This is a genomic window from Flavimaricola marinus (assembly GCF_900184895.1).
GTDB lineage: Bacteria > Pseudomonadota > Alphaproteobacteria > Rhodobacterales > Rhodobacteraceae > Flavimaricola > Flavimaricola marinus.
In genome coordinates, this window is sequence record NZ_FXZK01000003.1 from 143369 (window position 1) to 168384 (window position 25016).

A 25016-nucleotide genomic window follows, 5' to 3' on the forward strand; every position below is an offset into this window, starting at 1 on the left:
AAGGGCAAGCGCAGTCAATAAGCCGGACAACCGGCGTATAAAGTTAGGTAAAATACCATGTCGTTGAAACGCAATCTGATCCACTCGCTCCTCTTGATCACCGGTTTTGTCATCGTGGCCGGCGCCACGGCCGCCAAGCCCGGTCTCAACAACGAAGCCCGCATCACCAATGGCCTGATCGACACCGCCATTGCCTATGAGATCGGACGTAAATGCGACAGTCTTGAGCCCCGTATCATTCAGGGCATCAATTTCCTCTACGAGCTGCGCAGCCATGCCCAAAGCCTTGGCTATACCAGCGCCGAGATCGATTCCTATATCGAGAACGATGCCGAAAAGGACCGTCTGGAGGCCATCGCCCGCGACCGTCTGCGCGCCCTTGGCGGCGTCGAAGGGGAGTGGGAGACCTATTGCGAGGTCGGCCGCGCCCAGATCGCTGCCGGCACGCAGATCGGCCGCTTGCTGCGCTAACGTTGGGCGATTGACCCTCTGAAATCAGAAAACCGGCGGAGCAGGAAGTTTTTCCGCCGGTTTTGCGTGTCAACCGTCTGGCATAGACGGACGAGTGCGGTTAGGAAGACGAACGAGACCGCCGCACCCCAGCGTGGGGCCGCGAAAGGCGGCAAGGGAACAAAGGGCCTGCCCATGTCCGATCTGCGCACGATCATCATCGACGGAAACGAAGTTCAGGTTCCGGGGGCGATGACCCTCATCCAAGCCTGCGAACAAGCCGGGGTCGAAGTCCCCCGATTCTGTTATCACGAGCGTCTGACCATCGCTGGCAACTGCCGCATGTGTCTTGTCGAGGTCGTCGGCGGTCCGCCGAAGCCTGCCGCCTCTTGTGCGATGCAGGTCAAGGACCTTCGCCCCGGCAAGGACGGCGAGCCGCCCGTCGTCAAGACCAACAGCCCGATGGTCAAGAAGGCCCGCGAGGGTGTGATGGAGTTCCTCCTGATCAACCACCCGCTCGATTGCCCGATCTGCGATCAGGGCGGCGAGTGCGATCTGCAGGATCAGGCGATGGCCTACGGCGTCGATTTCAGCCGCTACCGCGAGCCGAAGCGTGCCACCGAGGATCTGGATCTGGGCCCCTTGGTCGAGACCCACATGACCCGCTGCATCTCCTGCACCCGCTGCGTCCGCTTCACCACCGAGGTCGCCGGTATTCACCAGATGGGCCAGACCGGCCGCGGTGAGGATGCCGAGATCACCAGCTATCTCGGTCAGACCCTCGATTCGAACCTTCAGGGCAATATCATCGACCTGTGTCCCGTCGGTGCCCTCGTCTCGAAGCCTTACGCCTTTACCGCCCGTCCCTGGGAGCTGACCAAGACCGAGTCGGTCGATGTGATGGACGCCCTCGGCTCCAACATCCGTGTCGATACCAAGGGCCGTGAGGTCATGCGATTCCTGCCCCGCAACCATGACGGCGTGAACGAGGAGTGGATCTCCGACAAGACCCGCTTCGTCTGGGACGGCCTGCGTCGTCAGCGTCTGGACACGCCGTATATCCGCGAGAACGGCAAACTGCGCAAAGCCGACTGGCCGGAGGCGTTGGCCGCGGCCGCAGCCGCCATGAAGGGCAAGAAGGTTGCCGGTCTGGTGGGCGATCTGGCTCCCGTCGAGGCGGCATATGCTCTCAAAGCCCTGATCGAAGGGCAGGGCGGCAACGTCGAGTGCCGCACCGATGGCGCAAAGCTCCCTGCCGGCAATCGTGCCGCCTATGTCGGCACCGCCTCCATCGAAGACCTCGATGCCGCCGACAAGATCCTGCTGATCGGCACCAACCCCCGTCTCGAAGCGCCGGTGCTGAATGCCCGCATTCGCAAGGCGTGGGCGCGTGGTGCCGATATCACTGTTGTTGGTGAAGCCGCCGATCTGACCTACGAATACGAGCATATGGGCACCGACCGTGCCGCGCTGGCCCATGTGGCCGGGCTCGACATGGCCGAGTTGCAGGACAAGAACTGCGTCGTGATCCTTGGCCAAGGTGCGCTGATGGCCGAGGACGGCGCGGCCGTTCTGGCCACCGTGCAGGGCATTTGCGACAAGTCCGGCGGCAAGCTGCTGGTCTTGCACACCGCGGCCTCCCGCGTCGGCGCAATGGACATCGGCGCAGTCACCGAGGGCGGCGTCATGGCTGCGCTGGACGGGGCCGATGTGGTCTATAACCTCGGCGCCGATGAGGGCGACGTGCCGGCCGGCCCGTTTGTCATCTATCAGGGCAGCCACGGTGATCGCGGCGCCCACCGCGCCGACATCATCCTGCCGAGTGCTGCCTATACCGAGGAGAACGGCCTGTTCGTCAACACCGAGGGCCGTCCTCAGTTGGCCCAGCGTGCCAGCTTCCCCCCCGGTCAGGCCAAGGAAAACTGGGCGATCCTGCGTGCGCTGAGTGCCGAGCTGGGCGCGACCTTGCCCTACGACAGCCTCGCGCAGCTCCGTCAGGCGCTGGTCAAGGCGCATCCGCATCTGGGCGATATCGACGAGATCGCGGTGTCCGAGGCCGCTCCGGTCGAGGCCGGCGCGCTGGGCGAGGGTGCGTTCGTCAGCCCGGTGAAGGATTTCTATCTGTCGAACCCGATTGCGCGGGCCAGCCAGTTGATGGCGGAGCTGAGTGCCGGCGCGAAGGCGCGGCGCGAAAGCCCGATGGCGGCGGAGTAGGGCAGGGGACGTGGCCTTGCGCTTGATATCCGGCCTGATGGCGGTTTCGGCTCTTGCGGCTTGTGAAACGCCGGATGTCGGTGTCGCCGCGGGAACTCCGGTCTACGGCCCGATCGAAACCCGCCTGCTGGACGGAGACCTCGTCGGGTTTCGCGTCTCGATGGAGGGAGCGACACAGGCCCGGGACGTGGAGAAATATGCAGAATGCGCCGCAGCGCAGTATGCATTGATCCGGGGTTACGGATTCGCCCGGCATGTGCGCACATTGGTAGAGGTTTCATCTGGAAACTGGCGCGCGGATGCTGTTTACACCATCTCGGCGGCCCTGCCTCCGGGAGAACGAACAATCGATGCCGAAGTGACGGTGGCCGACTGCGGCTTATCCGGCATACCAACGGTCTAGGGAACAGGGCTCAAAGGAACGGGCCCAAAGGAACGACGAATGGTTGAATTCTTTACCACCACCAACCTTGGCATTGTGCTGATGGTCCTTGGCCAGTGTCTATTGGTTCTGATCCCACTTCTGGTGGCGCTTGCCTTCCTGATGTATGCCGACCGCAAGGTCTGGGCCGCGGTGCAGATGCGCAAGGGCCCGAACGTGGTTGGCGTATTCGGTCTGCTTCAGTCCTTTGCCGATTTCATCAAGTATATCGTCAAGGAAGTGGTGGTCCCCGCCGGGGCTGACAAGGGCGTGTTCTTCCTTGCCCCGATGATTTCCTTTGTCATGGCCGTCATCGCCTGGGCGGTGATCCCGTTCAACGAAGGTTGGGTGCTCTCCGATATCAACGTGGCGATTCTCTATGTCTTCGCGATCTCCTCGCTCGAGGTCTACGGCGTGATCATGGGCGGATGGGCGTCGAACTCGAAATATCCGTTCCTCGGGTCGCTTCGCTCTGCCGCGCAGATGATTTCCTACGAAGTCTCGATCGGTCTCATCATCATCGGTGTGATCATCTCGACCGGTTCGATGAATTTCGGCGCCATCGTCGCCGCGCAGGATACCGGTTACGGCATCCTCGGCTGGTACTGGTTGCCCCATTTCCCGATGCTGTTCCTGTTCTTCATCAGCGCCCTCGCCGAGACGAACCGCCCGCCGTTCGACCTTCCCGAAGCGGAATCCGAGTTGGTCGCAGGTTATCAGGTCGAGTATTCCTCGACCCCGTTCCTGCTGTTCATGATCGGCGAGCTGATGGCCGTGGTCCTGATGTGCGCCCTGGTCAGCCTGATGTTCCTCGGCGGTTGGCTGTCGCCGATCCCCGGACTGCCGGACGGTGTCTTGTGGATGATCCTTAAGATGGGCCTGTGCTTCTTCATGTTCGCAATGGTGAAGGCCATCACGCCCCGTTACCGCTATGACCAGCTGATGCGTCTGGGCTGGAAAGTGTTCCTGCCGATGTCGCTGGCCTGGGTCGTGCTGGTGTCTTTCCTTGCGAAATTCGAAATCCTTGGCGGGTTCTGGGCCCGCTATGCAATCGGAGCCTGATATGACGCAGATCGACTATACGCGCGCCGCCAAGTATTTCCTGCTTCAGGATTTCTTTCAGGGATTCAAGCTGGGGATGAAGTATTTCTTCCGCCCCAAGGCCACGGTGAACTACCCCCACGAGAAGGGCCCGCTGTCGCCCCGCTTCCGCGGTGAACATGCCCTGCGCCGCTATCCCAATGGCGAAGAGCGTTGCATTGCCTGCAAGCTCTGCGAGGCGATCTGCCCCGCACAGGCCATCACCATCGACGCCGAGCCTCGCGACGACGGCAGCCGCCGCACCACCCGTTACGACATCGACATGACCAAGTGCATCTACTGCGGCTTTTGTCAGGAAGCCTGCCCGGTGGATGCCATCGTCGAGGGTCCGAATTTCGAATTCAGCACCGAAACCCGCGAAGAGCTCTACTACAACAAGGAAAAGCTGCTGGCCAACGGCGATCGTTGGGAAGCCGAGATCGCCCGCAATCTGGAACTGGACGCTCCGTACCGATGAGCATCAATCTGTTCATGTATTTCGCTCTGGGCGCGACCACCTTGTTGTTGGTTGCGCAATACGCCTGGTCTGTCGGCTTTTTCGAGAAGAAGACGATCAAGGTGGCGTTGGACGACGCATGCCCGGACGATTTCGCGTCTGCCCCGGCGGACCAGGAGATCGCGGCGCAGCGCCGTGAAAGCGGACGTGCGACAGGCCGGTGGACGGAGCAGGCCGGCACCACGCCGGACGGAGCAGTGATGATCCTCGAGACGCGCAAGCCGTGTAGGGAGCTATAGTCACATGACCGACAACCCCTTCGAAGCGATGATGAAAGCCGGGCAGGACTGGGCCAAGGCCCTCAACCCGGCACTGGAATCCTTCACGCCCAAAGGTTTCGAATCCCTGTGGCCCACCATGCCCAAGGATATGATGGAAGCCTTCATGGGCAAGGGGTTGAACCCGGAAGGGCTTGATGCCAAGACGCGCCTGTTGCTGACCCTGATGGGGCTGACCGTGCTGGGCGCTCAGGCCGAGGCGCAGATCCGCCTGACCGTGCGCCATGCAGTCGAGGCCGGCGCCACCCCGCAAGAGGTCGCCGAGACTATCGCACAGGCCGGCATGTTCGGCGGTGTGCCCGCAATGACCAAGGCGATGGAACTCGCCACCGAGGTTCTGGACAAGGACATGAGCGAATGACTGTTGCTGCCTTCACCTTCTATGCCTTTGCCGTGACGACGATCACGGGCGGTCTGATGACCGTGCTGAGCCGCAATCCGGTGCATTCGGTTCTGTGGCTGATCCTCGCGTTCCTGTCCTCGGCGGGCCTGTTTGTCCTTCTCGGGGCAGAGTTCGTGGCGATGCTGCTGATCATCGTCTATGTCGGTGCCGTCGCGGTGCTGTTCCTGTTCGTGGTGATGATGCTCGACGTGGATTTCGCCTCGCTGAAGGCCGAGATGACCAAATACATGCCGCTGGGCCTGCTGATCGGGGTCATCATCCTGATGCAACTGGCGCTGGCCTTCGGTGTCTGGGGCTACGACGAGGCCGCGCAGGCCCGTGTCGCCGCCCCGACCGGAGATTTCCCGAACACCGGTGCCCTCGGCCTGCTGCTCTATGACAAATACATCCTGCTGTTCCAGCTGGCCGGTCTGATCCTGCTCGTCGCCATGATCGGCGCGATCGTTCTGACCCTGCGCCACCGGATCGACATCAAGCGCCAGAACATCGTGGCCCAGATGATGCGTGATCCGGCCAAGGCGATGGAACTGAAAGACGTGAAGCCGGGGCAGGGTTTGTGATGGAATGGTGGGGATGGGTTGCGATTTCCGTGGCGCTTGGCGCTGCCGCACTGACGACAAGGACAAAGAGGGACGCCCGCAATGATCGGACTTGAGCATTACCTGACCGTCGCGGCGGCGCTATTCGTCATCGGCGTCTTTGGCCTGTTTCTGAACCGCAAGAACGTGATCATCATGCTGATGAGCATCGAATTGATGCTCTTGGCGGTGAACATCAACATGGTCGCCTTTTCGTCCTTTCTGGGCGATCTGGTGGGGCAGGTCTTTACCCTGTTCATCCTGACCGTCGCCGCCGCCGAGGCCGCGATCGGGCTTGCCATCCTCGTCTGTTTCTTCCGCGTCCGCGGGACCATCGACGTTGAAGACGTCAACGTGATGAAGGGCTGATCACAATGGAAACCATCATCCTTTTCGCCCCGCTCGTCGGCGCCCTGATCTGCGGTTTCGGCTGGAAGATCATCGGTGAGAGTGCGGCCCAGTGGACGGCGACCGGCCTTCTGTTCCTGTCGGCGTTCTTCAGCTGGATCGTGTTCCTGTCGCATGACGGCGTGACCGAGAGCATCACCGTGCTGCGCTGGATCGAAAGCGGCACCCTGAGCACGGACTGGGGCATCCGCCTCGATCGTCTGACCGCGATCATGCTGATCGTGATCACCACCGTTTCGGCTCTCGTCCATCTGTATTCGTTCGGCTACATGGCCCATGACGACAACTTCAACGAAGGCGAGAGCTACCGCCCCCGCTTCTTTGCCTATCTGTCGTTCTTTACCTTTGCGATGCTGATGCTCGTCACCTCCGACAACCTCATCCAGATGTTCTTTGGCTGGGAAGGCGTGGGCGTGGCCTCGTATCTGCTGATCGGCTTCTACTATCGCAAGCCGAGCGCCAACGCCGCCGCCATCAAGGCATTCGTGGTCAACCGTGTGGGCGACTTCGGCTTCGCCCTCGGCATCTTTGCGCTGTATTTCCTCGTCGACTCCGTCAAGTTCGACGACATCTTCGCCGCCGCCCCGACGCTGGCCGAGACCCAGTTGAGCTTCCTCTGGACCGAGTGGAACGCCGCCAATCTGGTCGCCTTCCTGCTGTTCATCGGCGCGATGGGCAAATCGGCGCAGTTGTTCCTGCACACATGGCTGCCTGACGCAATGGAAGGCCCGACGCCCGTGTCGGCCCTGATCCACGCCGCGACCATGGTCACCGCCGGTGTGTTCCTTGTCTGCCGGATGTCGCCCGTCTTTGAATATGCCCCCGAGACCAAGACTTTCATCGTCTATATCGGTGCCTCAACCGCGTTCTTTGCCGCGACCGTGGGTCTGGTCCAGAACGACATCAAGCGCGTCATCGCCTATTCGACCTGTTCGCAGCTGGGCTATATGTTCGTAGCCGCCGGTGTCGGTGTCTATTCCGTGGCGATGTTCCACCTGCTCACACACGCCTTCTTCAAGGCGATGCTGTTCCTCGGTGCCGGTTCGGTGATCCACGGGATGCATCACGAGCAGGACATGCGCAATTATGGTGGTCTGCGTCACAAGCTGCCCCGCACCTTCTGGGCGATGATGATCGGCACTCTGGCCATCACCGGCGTAGGCATTCCGCTGCTCTACCTCGGCTTCCCCGTCGGTTTTGCCGGCTTCGTCTCGAAGGATGCGATCATCGAGAGCGCCTTTGCCGCCGATGCGGGCTATGCCTTCTGGATGCTGGTGATCGCCGCGCTGATGACGAGCTTCTACAGCTGGCGCCTGATGTTCCTGACCTTCTATGGCAAGCCGCGCGGGGATCATCACACCCACGAGCATGCCCATGAGAGCCCGAATGTCATGACCATCCCGCTGGCGGTTCTGGCCGTCGGTGCGATCTTCTCGGGCATGGTCTTCTACAAGCCCTTCTTCGGCAGCGACGAGAGCGTCGGCAAGTTCTTTGGCGTGCTCGAAGCGTCCGAGCATGCCGAGGAGACCGACCACGCCGCCGGGTTTACCCTGATCGCTCCGGCCTACGCTGCCGGCGAAGAGACGGACGATCACGGCGAGGACGGCGATCATGCCGCCGTGTCCTGGCCTTCGGAGCCGGGCACGGGCGCCATCTTCAAGCACCCCGACAACCATGTGCTGCACGAGGCGCACGGCGTGCCCGTCTGGGTCAAGCTGTCGCCGTTCTTTGCGATGCTCATCGGCTTCGGTCTCGCCTATCAGATGTATATCCGTCGCCCGGACTGGCCGGCAAAGCTGGCCGAAAACCAGCGCCCCTTGTACGAGTTCCTTCTCAACAAGTGGTATTTCGACGAGATCTACAATTTCATCTTTGTCCGTCCGGCGATCGGCCTTGGCAACCTGTTCTGGAAGCGTGGCGATGGCAACGTCATCGACGGCGGCATCAACGGGCTGGCGATGGGGATCATCCCCTTCTTCACCCGCCTCGCTGGCCGGGCGCAGTCTGGCTACATGTTCACCTATGTCTTCTGGATGGTTCTGGGGATTGCGTTGTTCCTCACATGGGTCACGCTGTCGGGGAGTGCTGAATAATGGGCAACCTTCTGTCACTCACCACCTTCATTCCGCTTCTGGGCGCGCTGATCCTTGCGTTGTTCCTGCGCGGGGACGACGCGGCGGCGCAGCGCAATGCCAAGTGGGTGGCGCTGGCCACCACGGTGTTCTGCTTTGTGGTCTCGCTGTTCATCCTGTTCGGCTTTGACGCCAGCAACACCGACTTCCAGTTCGTCGAGGACAAGGAGTGGCTTCTGGGCCTGCGCTACCGCATGGGCGTGGACGGCATCTCGATCCTGTTCGTGATGCTGACCACCTTCCTGATGCCGCTGGTGATTGCCGCCTGCTGGGACGTGACCCACCGCGTCAAGGAATACATGATCGCCTTCCTGATCCTCGAGACGCTGATGCTCGGCGTGTTCATGGCGCTGGATCTGGTCCTGTTCTACCTGTTCTTCGAGGCCGGTCTGATCCCGATGTTCCTGATCATCGGTATCTGGGGCGGGGCGAACCGCATCTATGCGTCGTTCAAGTTCTTCCTCTACACCTTCCTCGGCTCTGTGCTGATGCTGGTCGCCATGGTGGCGATGTTCACCCAAGCGGGCACGACCTGTATCGCGGCCTGTGGCTCCGGCCCCGAGCTGCTCACCTATACCTTCGCCTCCGAGAGCTTCCCGCTGTTGGGCATGCAGGTCATGGGCGGCATGCAGACGCTGCTGTTCCTCGCCTTCTTTGCCTCGTTCGCGGTGAAGATGCCGATGTGGCCTGTCCACACGTGGCTTCCCGATGCACACGTGCAGGCCCCGACGGCCGGCTCCGTGGTGCTGGCGGCGATCCTGCTCAAGATGGGTGGCTACGGCTTCCTGCGCTTCAGCCTGCCGATGTTCCCGGTTGCCACCGATATCTGGGCGCCGATGGTGCTGTGGCTGTCCGCCATCGCCATCGTCTACACCTCGCTCGTGGCCCTTGTGCAGCAAGACATGAAGAAGTTGATCGCCTATTCGTCCGTCGCCCATATGGGATACGTGACCATGGGGATTTTCGCGGTGAACCAGCAGGGGCTGGATGGCGCGATCTTCCAGATGATCAGCCACGGTTTCGTGTCCGGCGCGCTCTTCCTCTGCGTCGGCGTCATCTACGACCGGATGCACACCCGCGAGATCGACGCCTATGGCGGTCTGGTCAACCGGATGCCGGCCTATGCGATGATCTTCATGCTGTTCACGATGGCCAATGTCGGCCTGCCGGGCACCTCGGGCTTCATCGGCGAATTCCTGACGCTGATGGGCGTCTTTCAGGTCAACACCTGGGTCGCCGCAGTGGCCACGACCGGTGTGATCCTGAGTGCCGCCTATGCCCTGTGGCTCTATCGCCGCGTGGTTATGGGCGACCTCATCAAGGAAGCGTTGAAGTCGATCACCGACATGACGAGCCGCGAACGCTGGATCTTTGCGCCTCTGGTGGTGATGACCCTGCTCTTGGGGGTCTATCCTGCTCTGGTGCTGGATATCATCGGTCCGAGCGTGGCCGCCCTTGTGGATCAAGTTGACGTGGCCGTGGCGGAATTCGATGCCGCCAGCCAGTTTGCCGCCGTAGAAGGACAATAAACGATGCTCTCTGCCGATATTCAGGTTGTCCTGCCGGAGATGGTCCTCGCGATTTATGCGATGATCGCCTTGCTGGGCGCGGTCTACACCGTGAAGGACGGGGCGGCGTCGCTGCTGGTCTGGATCACCAGCGGCATCTTTCTGGTCCTCGCCCTGTGGATCGGGGCCAGCAACGGCACCCATATCGCCTTTGGCGGGACTTTCGTCGACGACGGCTTTGCCCGCTTTGCCAAGGTCGTCATCCTCATCTCGGCCGCGGCGATCCTGCTGATGTCCGAAGGCTATATGTCCCGTCACGGATTGCTCCGGTTCGAGTATCCGCTGCTCGTCGCTCTGGCGACGGTCGGCATGATGGTCATGGTGTCGGCGGGCGATCTGATGTCGCTCTACATGGGCCTCGAGTTGCAATCGCTTGCTCTGTACGTCGTGGCCGCGCTGCGCCGCGACTCGGTCAAGTCGACCGAAGCCGGCCTGAAGTATTTCGTGCTGGGCGCGCTGTCCTCCGGTCTGCTGCTCTATGGCGCCTCGCTGACCTACGGCTATGCCGGCACGACCGTGTTCTCGGGCATCATCGAAGCCACGCGCGACGGCGTGTCGCTGGGCCTGTTGTTCGGTCTGGTCTTCATGCTCGCAGGCTTTTCCTTCAAGGTTTCGGCCGCTCCGTTCCACATGTGGACCCCTGACGTCTACGAAGGCTCGCCCACGCCGGTGACCGCGTTCTTTGCGACCGCCCCCAAGGTGGCTGCGATGGCGCTCTTTGCCCGTGTGGTCCACGACGCCTTTGGCGGCGTCGTCGGCGACTGGCAGCAGATCGTGGCGTTCCTGAGCGTCGTGTCGATGTTCCTTGGCGCGATTGCCGCCATCGGCCAGACCAACATCAAGCGCCTGATGGCCTATTCCTCGATCGCGCATATGGGCTTTGCCCTGATGGGTCTTGCCGCCGGCAGCGCCTTTGGCGTGCAGGCCATGCTGATCTACATGGCGATCTACGTCACCATGAACGTCGGCACCTTCGCCTTTATCCTGAGCATGGAAAAGGACGGCCGCGTCGTCACCGACATCGCCTCCCTGCAGATGTATTCCAAGCGCGAGCCGCTCAAGGCGCTGGCGATGCTGGTTCTGATGTTCAGCCTTGCCGGTGTGCCGCCGATGGTTGGCTTCTTCGGCAAGTTCTACGTGCTCCGCGCCGCCTACGAGGCGGGCCTCGGCTGGCTGGCTGTGGCGGGTGTGGTCGCGTCGGTGATCGGGGCGTTCTACTATCTGCGCATCGTCTACTACATGTACTTTGGCGAGGACAAAGAGGCGCTCGATCCCGGCATGTCGCCGGTCCTGTGGGGCTTTCTCATGGGCAGCGCGGTGGTGATGGTCGTGGGTGTCTACAACCTGTTCGGCATCGAGCCCGCGGCCGCGCTCGCGGCGGCATCGCTTGTCAACTGAGGCGACCGGACGCGCTCTGCCCTGGCCAAGTGGCTATGGGCGGATCGTTTTGGACGAGGTGGACAGCACCATGGCCGAGGCGGCGCGCATCGTGCGCACCCTCGACAAGCCGACATGGATCATGGCGCATCGCCAGACCGAGGCCCGGGGCCGCCGCAACCGGCCGTGGTTGCAGCCCAAGGGCAACCTCGCCGCGACCCTGATCTTTCGCCCGCAGGCCACGCCGCAGGAGGCCGCCAAGCGCTCCTTCCTTGCGGCCAATGCCTTGTTCGAGGCTCTGTCGATCTATGTCGACCGTAATCGCCTTGCCCTGAAGTGGCCCAACGACGTGCTTCTGAACGGCGGCAAGATCGCCGGTATCCTGCTGGAAAGCGCCTCACGTGGCCCCTATGTCGATTGGCTGAGCATCGGCATCGGCGTCAACCTCACCAGCGCTCCGACGCCGCCGGATGCCCCGGACAGCGCCACGGCGTTTCGCCCGGTGTCCTTGATCCAAGAGGGCGGAGAGCGCATCGGCCCCGAGCAGTTCCTGACGACGCTCGCCGATGCCTTTGCCACCCAAGAGGCCAAGCTGGCCGCCTTTGGATTTCCGCGTATCCGCGAAGATTGGCTCCGCAATGCCGCGAGGATCGGTGAAGAGATCACCGCCCGCACCGGCAAGGAGACGATCAAAGGTATCTTCGATACGATCGATCAGGACGGCAATCTGATCCTGATCACCTCACGCGGCCCACGCAGCATCGCGGCGGCGGACGTATTTTTCTGAAAGGCCATAGCATGCTTTTGGCGATTGACTGCGGCAACACCAACACCGTTTTCTCGATCTGGGACGGACAGTCCTTTCTGGGAACATGGCGCACCTCGACCGAGTGGCAGCGCACGGCGGATCAGTATTTCGTCTGGCTGTCGACCCTGATGAAATCCCGCGGTCTGGATGTGACGATCGACGAGGTCATCGTCTCGTCCACGGTGCCCCGCGTGGTGTTCAATCTTCGGGTTCTGGCCGACCGTTATTTCGGCACCCGTCCCCTCGTGGTGGGCCGCGCCGATTGCCTGCTGCCTGTTCCGCCTCGGGTGGAGGAGGGGGTCCGCCCCGGCCCGGACCGTCTGGCCAATGCCGCCGGTGCCTTTGATCGTCATGGTGGCAACGTCGTCGTCGTCGATTTCGGCACCGCCACCAACTTCGACGTGGTCGCCGCCGATGGCGCCTATGTCGGCGGTGTCATCGCGCCGGGTGTGAACCTCAGTCTCGAAGCCCTGCACCAAGGTGCAGCGGCCCTGCCGCATGTGGATATCAGCCGCCCGGAGAAGGTGATCGGCACCAATACGGTCGAGTGCATCCAGTCCGGCGTCTTTTGGGGATACACCGGATTGGTCGAGGGGATTGCCTCGCGCATTAGGGCTGAATATGGCACACCCATGAAGTTGATCGGCACGGGGGGTCTTGCGCCGTTGTTCGCGCAGGGCGATGCCCTATTTGACTTGGTCGAGGACGACCTGACGATGCACGGCCTGACCGTCATCCACCAATATAACAAGGAAAATGCATGAGCCGCGCTCCGAAATCTGCCAAGGCAGCCGACCGTCTGATTTACCTGCCCCTGGGCGGGGCGGGTGAGATTGGTATGAATGCCTATGTCTATGGCTATGGCGCCCCCGGCAAGGAACGTTTGATCGTTGTCGATTTGGGGGTGGCGTTTCCCGATATGGACACGACCCCCGGTGTGGACCTGATCCTGCCCGATATCGCGTGGCTCGAGGCCCGCCGGGAACAGATCGACGCGGTGTTCATCACCCATGCTCACGAAGACCATGTGGGCGCCGTCGGTCATCTCTATGACCGTCTGCGCGCCCCGATCTATGCCCGCAAGTTCACCGGCGCTCTGGCCCGGATGAAGCTCGACGAGCATGGCGCCCCCGAAAGTGCGCTCCGTATCGTCGAGAAATGGCCCGAAACCGTGACCGCCGGGCCGTTTACCGTCGGCTTTGTCCCGATCAGCCATTCCATCCCCGAGAGTGCCGGTCTGGTGATCGACACCCCCGAAGGCCGGGTGATCCACTCCGGCGATTTCAAGATCGACGAAACCCCGGTCGTCGGCGAAGCCTTTGACCGGGCCTTGTGGGCCGAGGTGGCCAAGCCCGGCGTGAAGGCGCTCGTCTGTGACAGCACCAATGTGTTCAGCCCGCTGGCGGGCCGTTCCGAGGGCACCTTGTCGCCCGCGATCGAGCAGTTCCTGCGCGATGCCACCGGCATGGTGGTCGCCACGACCTTTGCGTCGAACGTCGCGCGTCTGAAAACGATTGCCGTGGCTGCCGAGCGGGCGGGCCGCTCGATCTGTCTGTTGGGCCGCGCGATGCGCAAGATGGTCGATACCGCTCAATCGACCGGTCTGCTGCCCGATTTCCCGGCAACCGTGTCGCCCGAAGACGCGGCGGGCATGCCCCGCCAGAACGTGCTCCTTCTGGTCACCGGCAGTCAGGGCGAGCGCCGTGCCGCCTCGGCCCAACTGGCCCAAGGCTCCTATCTGGGCCTGAGCCTGAAGGAAGGCGACACGTTCCTGTTCTCGTCCAAGATCATTCCGGGCAACGAGCGCGGCGTCATCCGCATCATGAACGCCCTGTCCGAGAAGGGCGTCGACGTGGTCGACGACGATGGCGGGAAGTATCACGTGTCCGGCCACGCCAACCGCCCCGATCTGGCCGAGATGCACCAGATCATCAAGCCGCAGTTCCTGATCCCGATGCACGGCGAGCACCGTCACCTGCGCGAGCATGTGAAGCTAGGCGCCGAGACCGGCCTGCAAGGTATCGTGGCCGTCAACGGCATGATGATCGACCTCAGCGGCAATGCGCCGAAGGTGGCCGAGTATATCGACACAGGCCGCACCTATCTCGACGGCACGGTTCAGGTCGGCTCGATGGACGGTATCGTGCGTGATCGCATTCGCATGGCGTTGAACGGTCATCTGACCGTCACCATGCTGATTGACGAAAACGACGAGCCCCTGGGCGATCCGTGGGTCGAGCTGATGGGCCTGCCGGAGGTGGGCCGCTCCAAGGCGCCTCTGGTCGACGTGATCGAGCAGGACCTGAGTCAGTTCGTCAATCGCGCCAACGCCAAGACGCTGCGCGACGAGGACAAGCTGGACAAGGAGCTGAAGCGTATCGCCCGTCAGACCGCCTCGGCCGAGATCGGCAAGAAGCCAGAAGTCACCGTGGTGGTCAGCCGCCTGAGCTGAGCCGGACAAGACGACAGGGGCAGGGCGGGTTTGCACCCGCCCTTGTCACCTGATGTATTGGCAACCACCGGCGCCGGACTGACTATGCAAAACAAAGGTGGGCCTCGGCCCACCTTTTTCGTTTTGTCAGCCGCGTCGTTCGTCGAAGCTCTTGAGGATGAAACTGGGCGTATCGTCGCCCATGCCGACGACCTTGTCGTCGCGGTTGTCGCGCCGCCCGCGGCCGCCACGGTTGCGATCGTTGCGCTCTGGACGGGCCTTGGCCTTTTCGGCGGGCGCCGCGCGGGCAGGGCGCTCTGCCGGGGCGTCGGCTTTGGCCGTTGTCTCGGCCTTGGAGGTGTTAGGCTTGGACGTGTCGGCTTTGGACGCTTCCGGGGCCTCGACCTCGGCGGCCTTGGTGGCCGTCGATTCGGCCTCCGGTGCTGCCTTTTCCGCTGCGGGTTTGCGGGTGCGGCTCCGGCTGCGGCTTCGCGCCGGCTTTTCGGACTGTCCGCGTCCGTCGTCTTCAACATCGCCTGTCGGCTTTGGCTGATTGGCGAGCGGATTGTCGAGGCGCGGGATCTCGGTTTGCAGCAGGCGTTCGATGGCGTCGAAATTCTTTTCGTCGCGCGGCACGCAGATCATCATCGTGGTGCCTTTGCGGCCGGCCCGACCGGTGCGCCCGATCCGGTGCACGTAATCTTCGGCATGGCTCGGCACGTCGAAGTTGAACACGTGGCTGACTGCCGGAATGTCGAGACCGCGTGCGGCAACGTCGGAGGCACAGAGGAATTTGATCGAACCGTCCCGGAAGCCGTCGAGCGTCCGCATCCGCTGGCTTTGATCCAGATCGCCGTGGATCGGCTCGGCGTTATAGCCGTATTTCTTGAGCGATTTGGCGACGATGTCCACGTCCGTCTTGCGGTTGCAGAAGATGATCGCGTTGGTGCACTCGGCGCCTTCGCCCTCGATCATCGCCCGCAGCAATTCGCGTTTTTCGCGGGCTTCGGCATCCTTGCGGCTGCCTTTGAACATCACGACGCCCTGCTTGATGTTGGCACCGGCGGTGGCGGCGCGCGCCACTTCGATCTTGGCCGGGTTCGACAGGAAGGTGTTGGTGATCCGCTCGATCTCGGGCGCCATGGTGGCCGAGAAGAACAGCGTTTGCCGGGTGAAGGGTGTCAGCCCGAAGATCCGTTCGATATCGGGGATGAACCCCATGTCGAGCATACGGTCAGCCTCGTCCACCACCATTATCTGCACGCCGGTGAGCAGCAGCTTGCCGCGCTCGAAATGGTCGAGCAGGCGGCCGGGTGTGGCGATCAGAACGTCGACACCACGGTCGATCAGCTGGTCCTGCTCCTTGAAGCTGACCCCGCCGATGAGCAGCGCCTTGGTCAGTTTCACGTGCTTGGCGTAGGTGTCGAAGTTTTCGGCCACCTGAGCCGCCAATTCCCGCGTGGGGCAGAGCACGAGGCTGCGCGGCATCCGCGCCCGGGCCCGTCCGCGTGCCAACATGTGGATCATCGGCAGCGTGAAGCTGGCAGTCTTGCCGGTGCCCGTCTGGGCGATGCCCAGAACGTCCCGCCCGCCGAGCGCCTCGGGGATGGCCCCGGCTTGGATCGGGGTGGGGATGGTGTAGCCGGTCTCTTCGACGGCGCGCAGCACCTTTTTGTCGAGTTTCAGGTCGGCAAAAGTGATGTTTGCGACCTCGGGTGTGCTGTCGTCTATCGGGGTATCGGTCAATTTGGGCCCTTTCGCGTTGTTGCGGCCTTGTGATGGCCGCATACTTTGCGCGGCCCGCCCGGCCGGATTGCCGATGCGTCGATGGCGCTCGCCATATGCCTAAATGCCTGCGGGGTCAAGGAAAGCGCGACGGAACGATTCCGCGCCTGTTCCGTTGTCTAGTATTGGACACAAGGGAGAATGATATGATCCGCAAGCATGGCACAGCCCATTGGAGTGGCAGCATCAAGGAGGGTGGAGGCGAAGTTTCGACGCAGACCGACGTGTTGAAGAGCGCCCCCTACGGCTTTAACGCCCGTTTCGAAGGTGGCCCCGGCACGAACCCGGAGGAATTGATCGGCGCGGCCCATGCGGCCTGCTTTGCCATGGCGATGAGCCTTGGTCTGGGCAACGAGGGCCTGACCGCCGACGATATCGATGCAAAGAGCACCGTGAGCCTCGAAGAGGTCGATGGTGGTTTTGCGATCACCAAGATACACCTCGACGTGACGGCGAAAGTGCCGGGTGCGACGCCCGAGAAGTTCGCGGAGGTGGCGGAAGCCACCAAGAAGGGCTGCCCCGTCTCGAAGGTGCTGACCGGCGCCGAGATCACGATGGACGCGAAGCTCGTCTGACCCGGATCGCCCCCGCCGACTTTGCTCTGCGGGGGCAGGCCGCGACATTTGTCGCGTCAGACCATCATTTCCTTGGTCGCCGTCAGCTTTACATCCGGGTAATCCCGCCCGATCCGGTCGATGTCCCATTGCAGCCGGGTCAGATAGACCAGATCGTCGTCGTTGTCGGTGGCGATATGCTGCTTGTTGACGTTGACGAATTTCTCGACGGCGGCCTTGTCACCCGCGACCCAGCGGGCCGAAGTGAATTGCGAGGGGCTGAAATTGACGGGCAGGCCGTATTCCATCTCGATCCGGCTGGCGAGCACTTCGAATTGCAGCGCCCCCACGACGCCGACGATAAAGCCCGATCCGATCATCGGTTTGAAGACCTTGGCGGCGCCTTCCTCGGCGAATTGCATGAGCGCCTTTTCGAGGTGCTTGGCCTTCATCGGGTCGCCCGCGCGGACCTGTTGCAGCAGTTCCGGCGCGAAGGAGGGGATGCCGGTGGCCCGGATCGCCTCGCCTTCGGTCAGCGTGTCGCCGATCCGCAATTGCCCGTGGTTGGGAATGCCGATGATGTCGCCGGCCCAGGCCTCTTCGGCCAGTTCCCGGTCGGCGGCGAGGAAGAGCACGGGCGAGGAAATCGCCATGACCTTTTTCGACCGCACGTGCGTGAGCTTCATGCCGCGTTCGAAATGCCCCGACGCCAGCCGTACGAAGGCGACCCGGTCGCGGTGTTTCGGGTCCATGTTGGCCTGCACCTTGAAGACGAAGCCGGCCACTTTCGGCTCTTCGGGGGCGATGTCGCGGGGCGATGCCTTCTGAACCTGCGGCTCCGGCCCGTATTCCCCGATCCCTTCCATCAGCTCGCGCACGCCGAAGCTGTTGATCGCGGAGCCGAACCAAATCGGGGTCATGTGCCCTTCGAGCACCGATTGCGGGTTGAGGGCGGGCAGCAGTTCGCGGGCCATCTCGACCTCTTCGCGGAGCTTTTCCAGAAGGTCTGCCGGAATGTGATCGGCCATGCGCGGATCGTCCAGACCGTCGAGCCGGATGCTGTCGGCGACCTTGTTGCGGTCGGCCTTGTCGATCAGTTCGAGCCGGTCGTGCAGCAGGTCGTAGCAGCCGATGAAATCGCGCCCGACCCCGATGGGCCAGGAGGCGGGGGTGACGTCGATGGCGAGGTTTTCCTGAATCTCGTCGATGATCTCGAAGGTGTCCCGGCTTTCGCGGTCCATCTTGTTACAAAAGGTCAGGATCGGCAGGTCGCGCAGGCGGCAGACCTCGAAGAGCTTGCGCGTCTGGCTTTCGACGCCCTTGGCCCCGTCGATCACCATGACCGCCGCGTCGACCGCCGTCAGGGTGCGGTAAGTGTCTTCGGAGAAATCCGAGTGACCGGGCGTGTCGACCAGATTGAACCGGAAGTTCTTGAAATCGAACGACATCGCGGAGGCAGAGACCGAGATCCCGCGGTCCTTCTCCATCTGCATGAAGTCGGACCGGGTGCGCCGCGCCTCGCCCTTGGCCCGCACCTGACCGGCCATCTGGATGGCGCCCCCAAAGAGCAGGAATTTCTCGGTCAGCGTGGTTTTCCCGGCGTCGGGATGCGAGATGATCGCAAAGGTCCGGCGGCGGGCGATTTCAGGCGGGAGATCGGGGCGATTGGTCATGCTGCCTGCTAGCCTCTGCAGAGGAAAAGGGCAATGCCCCCGCAATAGCGTGGCCGGAATGACACCTTTCCCTCAAGTCACGACTTGGACACGGTTTGTTCATGTTCAAGCCCTACGGATTTGTCAAACATCGCCGTGATGACACAAAACCAAAGGAATTCCTGATGCTTCGTTTCGCTCCCCTGTTGCTTCCCCTCGCTCTTGCCAATTGCGGCGCAATCCTCGCCTCGATCGAATTGGCCGGTCGTGTCGATGAGGCAGAGCGCCTTGAGGCGTTGATCGCCACCGCGGACGAAAGCGATCTGGCCGCCATTTCGGACGACGAGATCAACCAGCGGCGGGCCAATGCATTGCAGGGGATCGCGGACGGTAATCCGGACGCCGGTATGGTCCGCTACAACGGTCAGGCCGCGATGGAGGTGCCGCAGGGCAACAACACCCTGATCCTCTCTGGCCTTGCCACGATCGACGCCAATTTCGCCAACGACACGATCAGCGCCGATTTCAGCGACTGGCTGGGCTATAACGACGGTGACACCCTTGCCAACACGGCCAGCGGCGACGTGGTCTTCAGCAACGGTGTGATCGGTGACGAAGACGCGGCGTCGAACATCTCGGGCGACGTCAACGGCACCCTGACCTTCAAGGGCGACGAGTATTCCGTGGACGGCGTGATCGACGGCCAGTTCGCAACCTTCCAAGGCTCTGAGGGCGTCGGCGGCGTGACCCTTGATGACCAGACAACCATCACGATGAACGGCGAGGTCGTTCCTGATGCACAATTCGGTTTTGCCGGCGAAATCGCAGACTGACGCCCACCTCGGGCCTGATCGCTTATCGCAAGAAACCGGTCCGCATCCGCGGGCCGGTTTTTCGATTCCGGTGCCCGCGCGAGCACGCCGATGAACGCGCCGCGTCGCAGGGTCTAGCGAATGACGCCACGGTCCGATCCGCCGCCCCATGAATGATTTGACACCGCGCGGGGAGAGTGGCTTACCAAACGGTAAGCAATTCTTTTCGGGAGAAAAAAGTGAACGTGAGTCGTGCTTTGGTTTTGGCGGCCGTGCCGCTGGTCTTGTCTGCCTGTTCCACCACTTCGGGCAGCACCGCAACGCCGCAGGTGCAGACCTTTGACAGCCTTCAAGGCTATTTCAACTACACCGATCAAATCCTTGCGGACATCGGTGATTCCTATTTCGACGAACCGTCCGAACTGCAACCGGGCGGCAGGTCGCAATACGTTGGCGTCATGGAGATCGGCGACGATCTTGGCGTGCTGGCGGCGGGCGCCTTATCCCTGAACGTGAACTTCTCGGATTCGACGGTCTCGGGCACGGCGTCCGATTTCGTGGATTTCGAGGATTTGCCGGTTTCGGGCCAGTTGAACATCACGAACGGCAATATCGACCGGAATGCCGATCTTGTCTACGAATACACTTTCGTCGCGGATATGGACGGCCGGCTGACGACCACGCCGCGAGAGGTGATCGACGTCAGCTCTGTCATCTTTGGCGATTTCTTTCAGGATCAGGCCTATGTGACCGGCGGCGCGACGGGGGAATATACCCTGAACGGTGTCGATTATCCGATGTCCGGGTTCTTCGCGGCAGAGCGATAGACCCTAGTCGGACCGGGACGCCCGCCGCAAGAGATCGACCGCGTCGGGCGTTTCCATCAGCTTTGCGCCGACTTCGTAGTTGGCATGGGCCCGGCGGCTGTGCGCCCCCTTGACCTGTGAGCGCGCGGCGTCGGGCAGGGCGGGGCTGGTCCGTTGGTCGATCAGCAGGCTCTCGGCGGCGATGCCTTCGGCATAGATGATCTGGTGTTCGTCAAAGAGCAGCTGGAAGTAATCCACGAAGCCGCCGTCCTGCCGCACGACGGAGGTTCCGTTCACAAGGTGCCGCACCTTCACGAGCACTTCGGACCGGCCCGCGCCGAGCTTGTCCTCGCGCTGATAGACGAAGATCCGGTGGTCGGGGCTGAGCAGCAGATCGTTTTCGTTGTGAAGCGTTCCCTTGCGGATCACGACCGGGGCGAAATCGCCCACCGCCCGCAGCGTCGTCTGCCCGATCCAGCGGATTTCCTGCGGACCGTCGTCGCGGGTGAGCACCCGGTCTCCGACCTGCAAAGCTTCGATCGGCCGTTGTTCGCCGGAGGCCATCGTGATGTGGGTCCCGCGCGAGAAGCTGACACAGGCGACCTCGGCAAATCGGGTGCCGGCGGCGTCCCTGTCGATCCCGACGAGCCGGTATTCGATATCGGGCTCCAGGCTGGCGAGCGGCAGGATGTAGATGTCGGCCACGGCTCCGTCCTCGACTTCGACGAGGATCAGCACTTCGTAGGTGCTGCTGTCGGGCGCCATCAGCGTGACGCAGCTGTCGAGGTAGACCGAATGCCCGGTCTTGCCCAAGGCGCTGCCCTGCGCGACGGTAAACGACCGCGGCCCGTCGCCCAGAACGATCGAGAGCCGCCCGCGCGTGGCCCGCCGCCCCAGCTCGTAGATATCGTCCATCACCAGTTCGTCGGCAAAGGACATGGCCTCGCCTTCGGCAACCCCGTCGGTCACGCGAAAATCGCTCGCCCGGTAGACAGGGAGCGACTGCGTCGCGGCGATGTCTTGTGCCTGTGTCATTGGAGTGCGGCCGTACCTTTTCATGACGCCGGGAGAATGGCATCGTATTGTGACGAGTTCAGGCCGACAGTCGGGCACTGTTTCGGCATTGTTGCTGATCCGACGGGCCGATGCTAGGTCCGATCTGAACTGGAAAAGGATTGAACCATGGATTTGGGCATCAAAGGCAAACGCGCACTGGTATGTGCGGGGTCAAAGGGATTGGGCCGGGGCTGTGCGGAGGCATTGGCCGAGGCGGGCGTGGATCTGGTGCTCAACGCGCGCGGCGCGGAGGCGCTGGAGGCGACCGCCGCCGAGATCCGTGCCAAGCATGGCGTCGATGTGGTCACCGTTGCTGCCGACATCACCAGCGACGAGGGCCGCGCGGCCGTCCTCGCGGCGGCCGACGGCGTCGATATTCTGGTCACCAATGCGGGTGGCCCACCTCCCGGCCTGTGGTCGGATTGGGACCGCGACGATTTCATCGCCGCTTTGGATGCCAATATGCTGACCCCGATTGCCCTCATGCAGGCCGTGCTGCCCGGCATGATCGACAAGGGCTGGGGCAGGATTGTCAACATCACCTCCGGCTCCGTCAAGGCGCCGATCCCGCAGCTTGGCCTGTCGAATTCGGCCCGCGCCGGTCTGACCGGATTTGTCGCTGGCACCGCCCGTCAGGTGGCCGGCAAGGGTGTGACCATCAACAACATGCTGCCCGGCATTCACGCGACCGACCGGGCGATCAGCCTTGATACCGGCGTCTCGAAGGCGCAGGGCATTTCGCTGGACGAGGCCAAGACCCAGCGCGAAGCGACGATCCCGGCGGGCCGCTATGGCACCGCGGAAGAGTTCGGCGCGATGTGCGCGTTTCTCTGCTCCGAGAAGGCCGGATTTGTCGTCGGTCAGAATATCCTGCTCGATGGTGGTGCCGTGAACGCGACGCTCTGATGCGCCTTGTCTACGTCTCGCATCCGGAGGTGGTGATTGATCCTGACGTGCTGGTCCCTGACTGGCATCTGAGCGATCTGGGCCGCCGCCGGACCGAGGCTCTTGCGGCGCGTGGCTGGCCGGGCTCCGGGCTGCGCATCGTCAGCAGCCCCGAGACCAAGGCCATGCAGACCGCCGGCATTCTGGCGGCGGGCGCGCCTGTCGAGCTGGATGCCCGGACCTCGGAGGTGGATCGCACCGCGACGGGCTATTTGCCGCACGAGGCCCATGAGGCACAGGCGGATGCCTTGTTTGCCCGACCGGAGCAAAGCACGCGGGGCTGGGAGCGGGCGATCGACGCGCAGGCCCGCATGGTTGCCGCTCTGGCGGATCTGGTGGCCGACGGCCGCGACGTGATGATGGTGGGCCATGGCGGCGTCGGAACGCTGCTGTGGTGCCACGTTTCGGGCCGCGCGATTGCCCGGTCTGAGGATCAGAGCCGTGGCGGCTGTGTCTGGCAGGCGCGGCTGGCTGACGGGACGTGGCATCTGGCCCACGAATGGCGCGTCTTCGAGGACGTTTGACCGCACCCGCCGCCCTTGCGGGCATTGCGGGTGGCTGCTATCTGCCACTTAATCCGATTGAAATGCTAGGGTTTCGCCGCTCGTGACCACCGCGCCCCGCCTCGAAATTCGACAGATCAGCCGCAGCTTTGACGGCCGCCGCGTCGTCGATGACGTGTCCCTGAGCATTCAGCCCGGGCAGGTGACCTGCCTGCTGGGCCCCTCGGGCTGTGGCAAATCCACCACCCTGCGCATCATCGCCGGGGTCGAGCGGCAGGACAGCGGCGAGGTCTTGGTCGATGGTCAGCTGATCAGCGATGGCGTCCATGCGGTGCCGCCCGAGGGCAGGGGGATCGGCCTGATGTTTCAGGACTTTGCCCTGTTTCCGCATTTGTCTGTCATGGGCAATGTGGCCTTTGGCCTGTCGGACAAGTCCAAGGCCCGCGCCCGCGTCGAAGAGTTGCTCGCCCGCGTCGGCATGAGCCGCCATATCGACCGGTTTCCTCATGAATTGTCGGGTGGCGAGCAGCAGCGCGTGGCGCTCGCCCGTGCTCTGGCCCCACGCCCGCACATCATGCTGATGGACGAGCCGTTCTCCGGCCTCGACGATCGTCTGCGCGACGACATCCGGGACGAGACCCTTGCGGTGCTCAAGGCCGAGGAAACCGCTGTTCTGCTGGTGACCCACGAGCCGGGAGAGGCGATGCGCATGGCCGACGAGATCGCCCTGATGCGCGATGGCCGTATCGTCCAGCGCGGCGCGCCCTATCATATCTACAATGCCCCGGCAGACCGGGCTGCTGCTGCATTCTTTAGCGATATCAATGTCATACCGGGAAAAGTTCAAGGCGCTCTCACCGAGACGCCCTTTGGCCAGTTTCTCGCCCCCGGCGTTCCTGACGGCACCGAGGTGGATATCGTGATCCGGCCGCAGCACCTCAAGATCGACTTTGACCGCCATGGTCGCGGCCCCAATCCGACGCCACAGGACGGCACCCCGGCCCGCGCCGTCGTCGAACGCGCCCGGTTCATGGGCTCGGAGAGCCTTGTGGAGTTCCGCATGGATTTCGACGGATCGGCGCTGAAGGCGCTGGTGCCGTCGGTGTTCCTGCCCAAGGTCGGCACGCCGCTGTGGCTGATGATCCGCCGGGATCGCTGTTTCGTGTTTCCACGCGCCAGCTAGCCCGACAGGGCCCGGAAATCCGCCAGCGTCGTTCCGGCCTCGGCCACGAAGAGCTGCGGCAGCACCCGCAGGTTCTGGATCTGATCCAGCCTCAACACCTTGAAATCCCGCTGCGTTTCGCTCCAGACGGTGACGGTCCAGATCCGCCCCCAGTAATCGAGCGCCAGAGGGCGGATGATGTCTTCGCCGGTGTCGAGCTGCACCTTGATCTTTTGCCGCGCCCGGATCGCCCCCCGTAGAGGGGGCATGTGCTGATAGCCACGCGCGGCTTCGGCAAAGGGATAGACCGCCGCGCCCCAGCCCTGTGGCGGGGTCGAGCGGTCTTCCGGCAGCAGCGCGTCGATCTTGGCCGAGAGCGACCGGGCCGCGGATTGCAGCTCGCTGTCGCCAGCCTCGCCCACGACCGAGAGCCCGAGGTGCAGTGCTTCGAGTTCGGTCAGCGTCAGGTTCAGCGGCGGCAGGCTGATCGCGGCGGTGGCCTGATAGCCACGCCCGCGCTCGCCCTCGATCGGGACGCCGGAGGCCGAGAGCGTCTCCATGTCGCGGTAGACCGTTCGCAGCGAAACCCCCAGCTTGTCGGCGATGTCCTGCGCCCTGTGCAGACGCCCGTCGCGCAGGATCTGGATCAGGTCATAGAGCCTGTCGGTGCGCGCCATGATGCCTCCTTTTGACGATATTCTGGCAGTTGACAGTATTTTGTCACAAAAAGCGACCGTGATCTGATCAAGCGGCGGTTTTGCCCCTTTTCGCAGGGGCCCATGCCGCGTAGACCGTGCTCTGCAATTTATCTGGTGGTCCTTGGGTGATCGCCGTGTTGGGAGACTTGGAACATGCTAAACAACATCGGCCTGCCGGGCCTTCTCTTGATCGCTGTCGTGGTGCTCGTCCTGTTCGGACGTGGCAAGATTTCGTCGCTGATGGGCGAAGTGGGCAAGGGCATCACCGCGTTCAAGAAGGGCGTGGATGACGGCAAGAAAGAGCTCGAAGAGGGCATGGCGGAGTCCGCGCGTGACGTGACCCCGGAAGAAGACAAAGACAAGGTCTGATCCCGGTCT

At 62.8% G+C, this 25016-nt stretch carries 26 protein-coding genes; 22 read left to right on the forward strand and 4 right to left on the reverse strand.

Annotated elements, in window-relative coordinates; genetic code table 11:
* Positions 1 to 57 precede the first annotated feature (57 nt).
* The 15 genes from LOM8899_RS09570 to LOM8899_RS09640 all read left to right on the forward strand — a co-directional run bounded on the left by LOM8899_RS09570 (position 58) and on the right by LOM8899_RS09640 (position 14686).
* Positions 58 to 471, forward strand: a complete 414-nt coding sequence (locus tag LOM8899_RS09570) for a DUF5333 domain-containing protein (RefSeq protein ID WP_093991990.1) — start codon at positions 58 to 60, stop codon at positions 469 to 471.
* 174 nt (positions 472 to 645) lie between these two features.
* The gene (nuoG, locus tag LOM8899_RS09575; protein ID WP_093991991.1) at positions 646 to 2664 is read left to right on the forward strand and encodes an NADH-quinone oxidoreductase subunit NuoG; all 2019 of its coding nucleotides are present in this window, start codon (positions 646 to 648) and stop codon (positions 2662 to 2664) included.
* A 10-nt stretch (positions 2665 to 2674) separates the two neighbouring features.
* A complete protein-coding gene (locus LOM8899_RS09580; protein ID WP_370739320.1) occupies positions 2675 to 3067 on the forward strand; it encodes a YNQ4 family lipoprotein in 393 nt (130 codons plus the stop codon).
* A gap of 39 nt (positions 3068 to 3106) precedes the next feature.
* A complete protein-coding gene (gene nuoH / locus LOM8899_RS09585) occupies positions 3107 to 4147 on the forward strand; it encodes an NADH-quinone oxidoreductase subunit NuoH (protein WP_093991993.1) in 1041 nt (346 codons plus the stop codon).
* A 1-nt stretch (position 4148) separates the two neighbouring features.
* Entirely contained in the window at positions 4149 to 4643 is a 495-nt protein-coding gene (gene nuoI / locus LOM8899_RS09590) for an NADH-quinone oxidoreductase subunit NuoI (protein WP_093991994.1), read from the forward strand.
* Positions 4640 to 4921 carry a hypothetical protein gene (locus tag LOM8899_RS09595; protein WP_093991995.1) on the forward strand — a complete coding sequence of 94 codons (282 nt, stop codon included), beginning with the start codon at positions 4640 to 4642 and terminating at the stop codon, positions 4919 to 4921. The genes nuoI and LOM8899_RS09595 overlap by 4 nt, the downstream gene beginning before the upstream one ends.
* A gap of 4 nt (positions 4922 to 4925) precedes the next feature.
* Complete coding sequence (locus tag LOM8899_RS09600; RefSeq protein WP_093991996.1) at positions 4926 to 5321, forward strand: carboxymuconolactone decarboxylase family protein; 396 nt, start codon at positions 4926 to 4928, stop codon at positions 5319 to 5321.
* On the forward strand, positions 5318 to 5923 hold the full coding sequence (locus LOM8899_RS09605) for an NADH-quinone oxidoreductase subunit J (RefSeq protein ID WP_093991997.1): 606 nt from the start codon (positions 5318 to 5320) through the stop codon (positions 5921 to 5923). Before LOM8899_RS09600 ends, LOM8899_RS09605 begins: the two co-directional genes overlap by 4 nt.
* Positions 5924 to 6004: 81 nt before the next feature.
* Positions 6005 to 6310, forward strand: a complete 306-nt coding sequence (gene nuoK / locus LOM8899_RS09610; RefSeq protein ID WP_093991998.1) for an NADH-quinone oxidoreductase subunit NuoK — start codon at positions 6005 to 6007, stop codon at positions 6308 to 6310.
* A gap of 5 nt (positions 6311 to 6315) precedes the next feature.
* Positions 6316 to 8442, forward strand: coding sequence for an NADH-quinone oxidoreductase subunit L (gene nuoL, locus LOM8899_RS09615; protein WP_093991999.1), 2127 nt, complete (start codon positions 6316 to 6318; stop codon positions 8440 to 8442).
* Positions 8442 to 10010 carry an NADH-quinone oxidoreductase subunit M gene (locus LOM8899_RS09620; RefSeq protein WP_093992000.1) on the forward strand — a complete coding sequence of 523 codons (1569 nt, stop codon included), beginning with the start codon at positions 8442 to 8444 and terminating at the stop codon, positions 10008 to 10010. Before nuoL ends, LOM8899_RS09620 begins: the two co-directional genes overlap by 1 nt.
* Positions 10011 to 10013: 3 nt before the next feature.
* Positions 10014 to 11447, forward strand: a complete 1434-nt coding sequence (gene nuoN / locus LOM8899_RS09625) for an NADH-quinone oxidoreductase subunit NuoN (RefSeq protein WP_093992001.1) — start codon at positions 10014 to 10016, stop codon at positions 11445 to 11447.
* Positions 11437 to 12213: a biotin--[acetyl-CoA-carboxylase] ligase gene (locus tag LOM8899_RS09630; protein ID WP_281253216.1), complete on the forward strand. Its 777-nt coding sequence runs from the start codon at positions 11437 to 11439 to the stop codon at positions 12211 to 12213. Before nuoN ends, LOM8899_RS09630 begins: the two co-directional genes overlap by 11 nt.
* Before the next feature lie 11 nt (positions 12214 to 12224).
* Entirely contained in the window at positions 12225 to 12998 is a 774-nt protein-coding gene (locus LOM8899_RS09635) for a type III pantothenate kinase (RefSeq protein WP_093992002.1), read from the forward strand.
* Complete coding sequence (locus LOM8899_RS09640) at positions 12995 to 14686, forward strand: ribonuclease J (protein WP_093992003.1); 1692 nt, start codon at positions 12995 to 12997, stop codon at positions 14684 to 14686. Before LOM8899_RS09635 ends, LOM8899_RS09640 begins: the two co-directional genes overlap by 4 nt.
* A 126-nt stretch (positions 14687 to 14812) precedes the next feature.
* Here LOM8899_RS09640 and LOM8899_RS09645 read toward each other — a convergent pair whose 3' ends face one another.
* Positions 14813 to 16411 carry a DEAD/DEAH box helicase gene (locus LOM8899_RS09645; RefSeq protein WP_245820491.1) on the reverse strand — a complete coding sequence of 533 codons (1599 nt, stop codon included), beginning with the start codon at positions 16409 to 16411 and terminating at the stop codon, positions 14813 to 14815.
* 185 nt (positions 16412 to 16596) lie between these two features.
* Here LOM8899_RS09645 and LOM8899_RS09650 point away from each other — a divergent pair, with 185 nt between their 5' ends.
* Complete coding sequence (locus tag LOM8899_RS09650; RefSeq protein WP_093992005.1) at positions 16597 to 17025, forward strand: OsmC family protein; 429 nt, start codon at positions 16597 to 16599, stop codon at positions 17023 to 17025.
* Positions 17026 to 17081: 56 nt separating this feature from the next.
* Here LOM8899_RS09650 and LOM8899_RS09655 read toward each other — a convergent pair whose 3' ends face one another.
* On the reverse strand, positions 17082 to 18677 hold the full coding sequence (locus LOM8899_RS09655) for a peptide chain release factor 3 (RefSeq protein ID WP_093992006.1): 1596 nt from the start codon (positions 18675 to 18677) through the stop codon (positions 17082 to 17084).
* Positions 18678 to 18841: 164 nt separating this feature from the next.
* Here LOM8899_RS09655 and LOM8899_RS09660 point away from each other — a divergent pair, with 164 nt between their 5' ends.
* A complete protein-coding gene (locus LOM8899_RS09660; RefSeq protein WP_133065004.1) occupies positions 18842 to 19489 on the forward strand; it encodes a hypothetical protein in 648 nt (215 codons plus the stop codon).
* Between the two features lie 218 nt (positions 19490 to 19707).
* The gene (locus LOM8899_RS09665; protein WP_133065005.1) at positions 19708 to 20295 is read left to right on the forward strand and encodes a hypothetical protein; all 588 of its coding nucleotides are present in this window, start codon (positions 19708 to 19710) and stop codon (positions 20293 to 20295) included.
* Positions 20296 to 20298: 3 nt separating this feature from the next.
* Here the strand turns inward: LOM8899_RS09665 and LOM8899_RS09670 are convergent, their stop codons facing one another.
* Positions 20299 to 21309, reverse strand: a complete 1011-nt coding sequence (locus tag LOM8899_RS09670; RefSeq protein WP_093992009.1) for a Hint domain-containing protein — start codon at positions 21307 to 21309, stop codon at positions 20299 to 20301.
* A 147-nt stretch (positions 21310 to 21456) separates the two neighbouring features.
* Here LOM8899_RS09670 and LOM8899_RS09675 point away from each other — a divergent pair, with 147 nt between their 5' ends.
* From LOM8899_RS09675 to LOM8899_RS09685, 3 genes are all read left to right on the forward strand, one after another.
* Complete coding sequence (locus LOM8899_RS09675) at positions 21457 to 22236, forward strand: SDR family oxidoreductase (protein ID WP_093992010.1); 780 nt, start codon at positions 21457 to 21459, stop codon at positions 22234 to 22236.
* The gene (locus LOM8899_RS09680; protein ID WP_093992011.1) at positions 22236 to 22799 is read left to right on the forward strand and encodes a histidine phosphatase family protein; all 564 of its coding nucleotides are present in this window, start codon (positions 22236 to 22238) and stop codon (positions 22797 to 22799) included. The genes LOM8899_RS09675 and LOM8899_RS09680 overlap by 1 nt, the downstream gene beginning before the upstream one ends.
* 82 nt (positions 22800 to 22881) lie before the next feature.
* Complete coding sequence (locus LOM8899_RS09685; RefSeq protein ID WP_093992012.1) at positions 22882 to 23961, forward strand: ABC transporter ATP-binding protein; 1080 nt, start codon at positions 22882 to 22884, stop codon at positions 23959 to 23961.
* Here the strand turns inward: LOM8899_RS09685 and LOM8899_RS09690 are convergent.
* On the reverse strand, positions 23958 to 24617 hold the full coding sequence (locus LOM8899_RS09690) for a helix-turn-helix transcriptional regulator (RefSeq protein WP_093992013.1): 660 nt from the start codon (positions 24615 to 24617) through the stop codon (positions 23958 to 23960). The genes LOM8899_RS09685 and LOM8899_RS09690 overlap by 4 nt on opposite strands.
* Positions 24618 to 24791: 174 nt before the next feature.
* Here LOM8899_RS09690 and LOM8899_RS09695 point away from each other — a divergent pair, with 174 nt between their 5' ends.
* The gene (locus LOM8899_RS09695) at positions 24792 to 25007 is read left to right on the forward strand and encodes a twin-arginine translocase TatA/TatE family subunit (RefSeq protein ID WP_093992014.1); all 216 of its coding nucleotides are present in this window, start codon (positions 24792 to 24794) and stop codon (positions 25005 to 25007) included.
* Positions 25008 to 25016 lie beyond the last annotated feature (9 nt).

Coding starts and splice junctions, on each gene's coding strand:
- LOM8899_RS09570 (WP_093991990.1), top strand. CDS start 58: ATGTCGTTGAAACGCAATCTGATCCACTCGCTCCTCTTGATCACCGGT.
- nuoG (WP_093991991.1), top strand. CDS start 646: ATGTCCGATCTGCGCACGATCATCATCGACGGAAACGAAGTTCAGGTT.
- nuoH (WP_093991993.1), top strand. CDS start 3,107: ATGGTTGAATTCTTTACCACCACCAACCTTGGCATTGTGCTGATGGTC.
- nuoI (WP_093991994.1), top strand. CDS start 4,149: ATGACGCAGATCGACTATACGCGCGCCGCCAAGTATTTCCTGCTTCAG.
- LOM8899_RS09595 (WP_093991995.1), top strand. CDS start 4,640: ATGAGCATCAATCTGTTCATGTATTTCGCTCTGGGCGCGACCACCTTG.
- LOM8899_RS09600 (WP_093991996.1), top strand. CDS start 4,926: ATGACCGACAACCCCTTCGAAGCGATGATGAAAGCCGGGCAGGACTGG.
- LOM8899_RS09605 (WP_093991997.1), top strand. CDS start 5,318: ATGACTGTTGCTGCCTTCACCTTCTATGCCTTTGCCGTGACGACGATC.
- nuoK (WP_093991998.1), top strand. CDS start 6,005: ATGATCGGACTTGAGCATTACCTGACCGTCGCGGCGGCGCTATTCGTC.
- nuoL (WP_093991999.1), top strand. CDS start 6,316: ATGGAAACCATCATCCTTTTCGCCCCGCTCGTCGGCGCCCTGATCTGC.
- LOM8899_RS09620 (WP_093992000.1), top strand. CDS start 8,442: ATGGGCAACCTTCTGTCACTCACCACCTTCATTCCGCTTCTGGGCGCG.
- nuoN (WP_093992001.1), top strand. CDS start 10,014: ATGCTCTCTGCCGATATTCAGGTTGTCCTGCCGGAGATGGTCCTCGCG.
- LOM8899_RS09635 (WP_093992002.1), top strand. CDS start 12,225: ATGCTTTTGGCGATTGACTGCGGCAACACCAACACCGTTTTCTCGATC.
- LOM8899_RS09640 (WP_093992003.1), top strand. CDS start 12,995: ATGAGCCGCGCTCCGAAATCTGCCAAGGCAGCCGACCGTCTGATTTAC.
- LOM8899_RS09650 (WP_093992005.1), top strand. CDS start 16,597: ATGATCCGCAAGCATGGCACAGCCCATTGGAGTGGCAGCATCAAGGAG.
- LOM8899_RS09655 (WP_093992006.1), bottom strand. CDS start 18,677: ATGACCAATCGCCCCGATCTCCCGCCTGAAATCGCCCGCCGCCGGACC.
- LOM8899_RS09660 (WP_133065004.1), top strand. CDS start 18,842: ATGCTTCGTTTCGCTCCCCTGTTGCTTCCCCTCGCTCTTGCCAATTGC.
- LOM8899_RS09670 (WP_093992009.1), bottom strand. CDS start 21,309: ATGACACAGGCACAAGACATCGCCGCGACGCAGTCGCTCCCTGTCTAC.
- LOM8899_RS09675 (WP_093992010.1), top strand. CDS start 21,457: ATGGATTTGGGCATCAAAGGCAAACGCGCACTGGTATGTGCGGGGTCA.
- LOM8899_RS09680 (WP_093992011.1), top strand. CDS start 22,236: ATGCGCCTTGTCTACGTCTCGCATCCGGAGGTGGTGATTGATCCTGAC.
- LOM8899_RS09690 (WP_093992013.1), bottom strand. CDS start 24,617: ATGGCGCGCACCGACAGGCTCTATGACCTGATCCAGATCCTGCGCGAC.
- LOM8899_RS09695 (WP_093992014.1), top strand. CDS start 24,792: ATGCTAAACAACATCGGCCTGCCGGGCCTTCTCTTGATCGCTGTCGTG.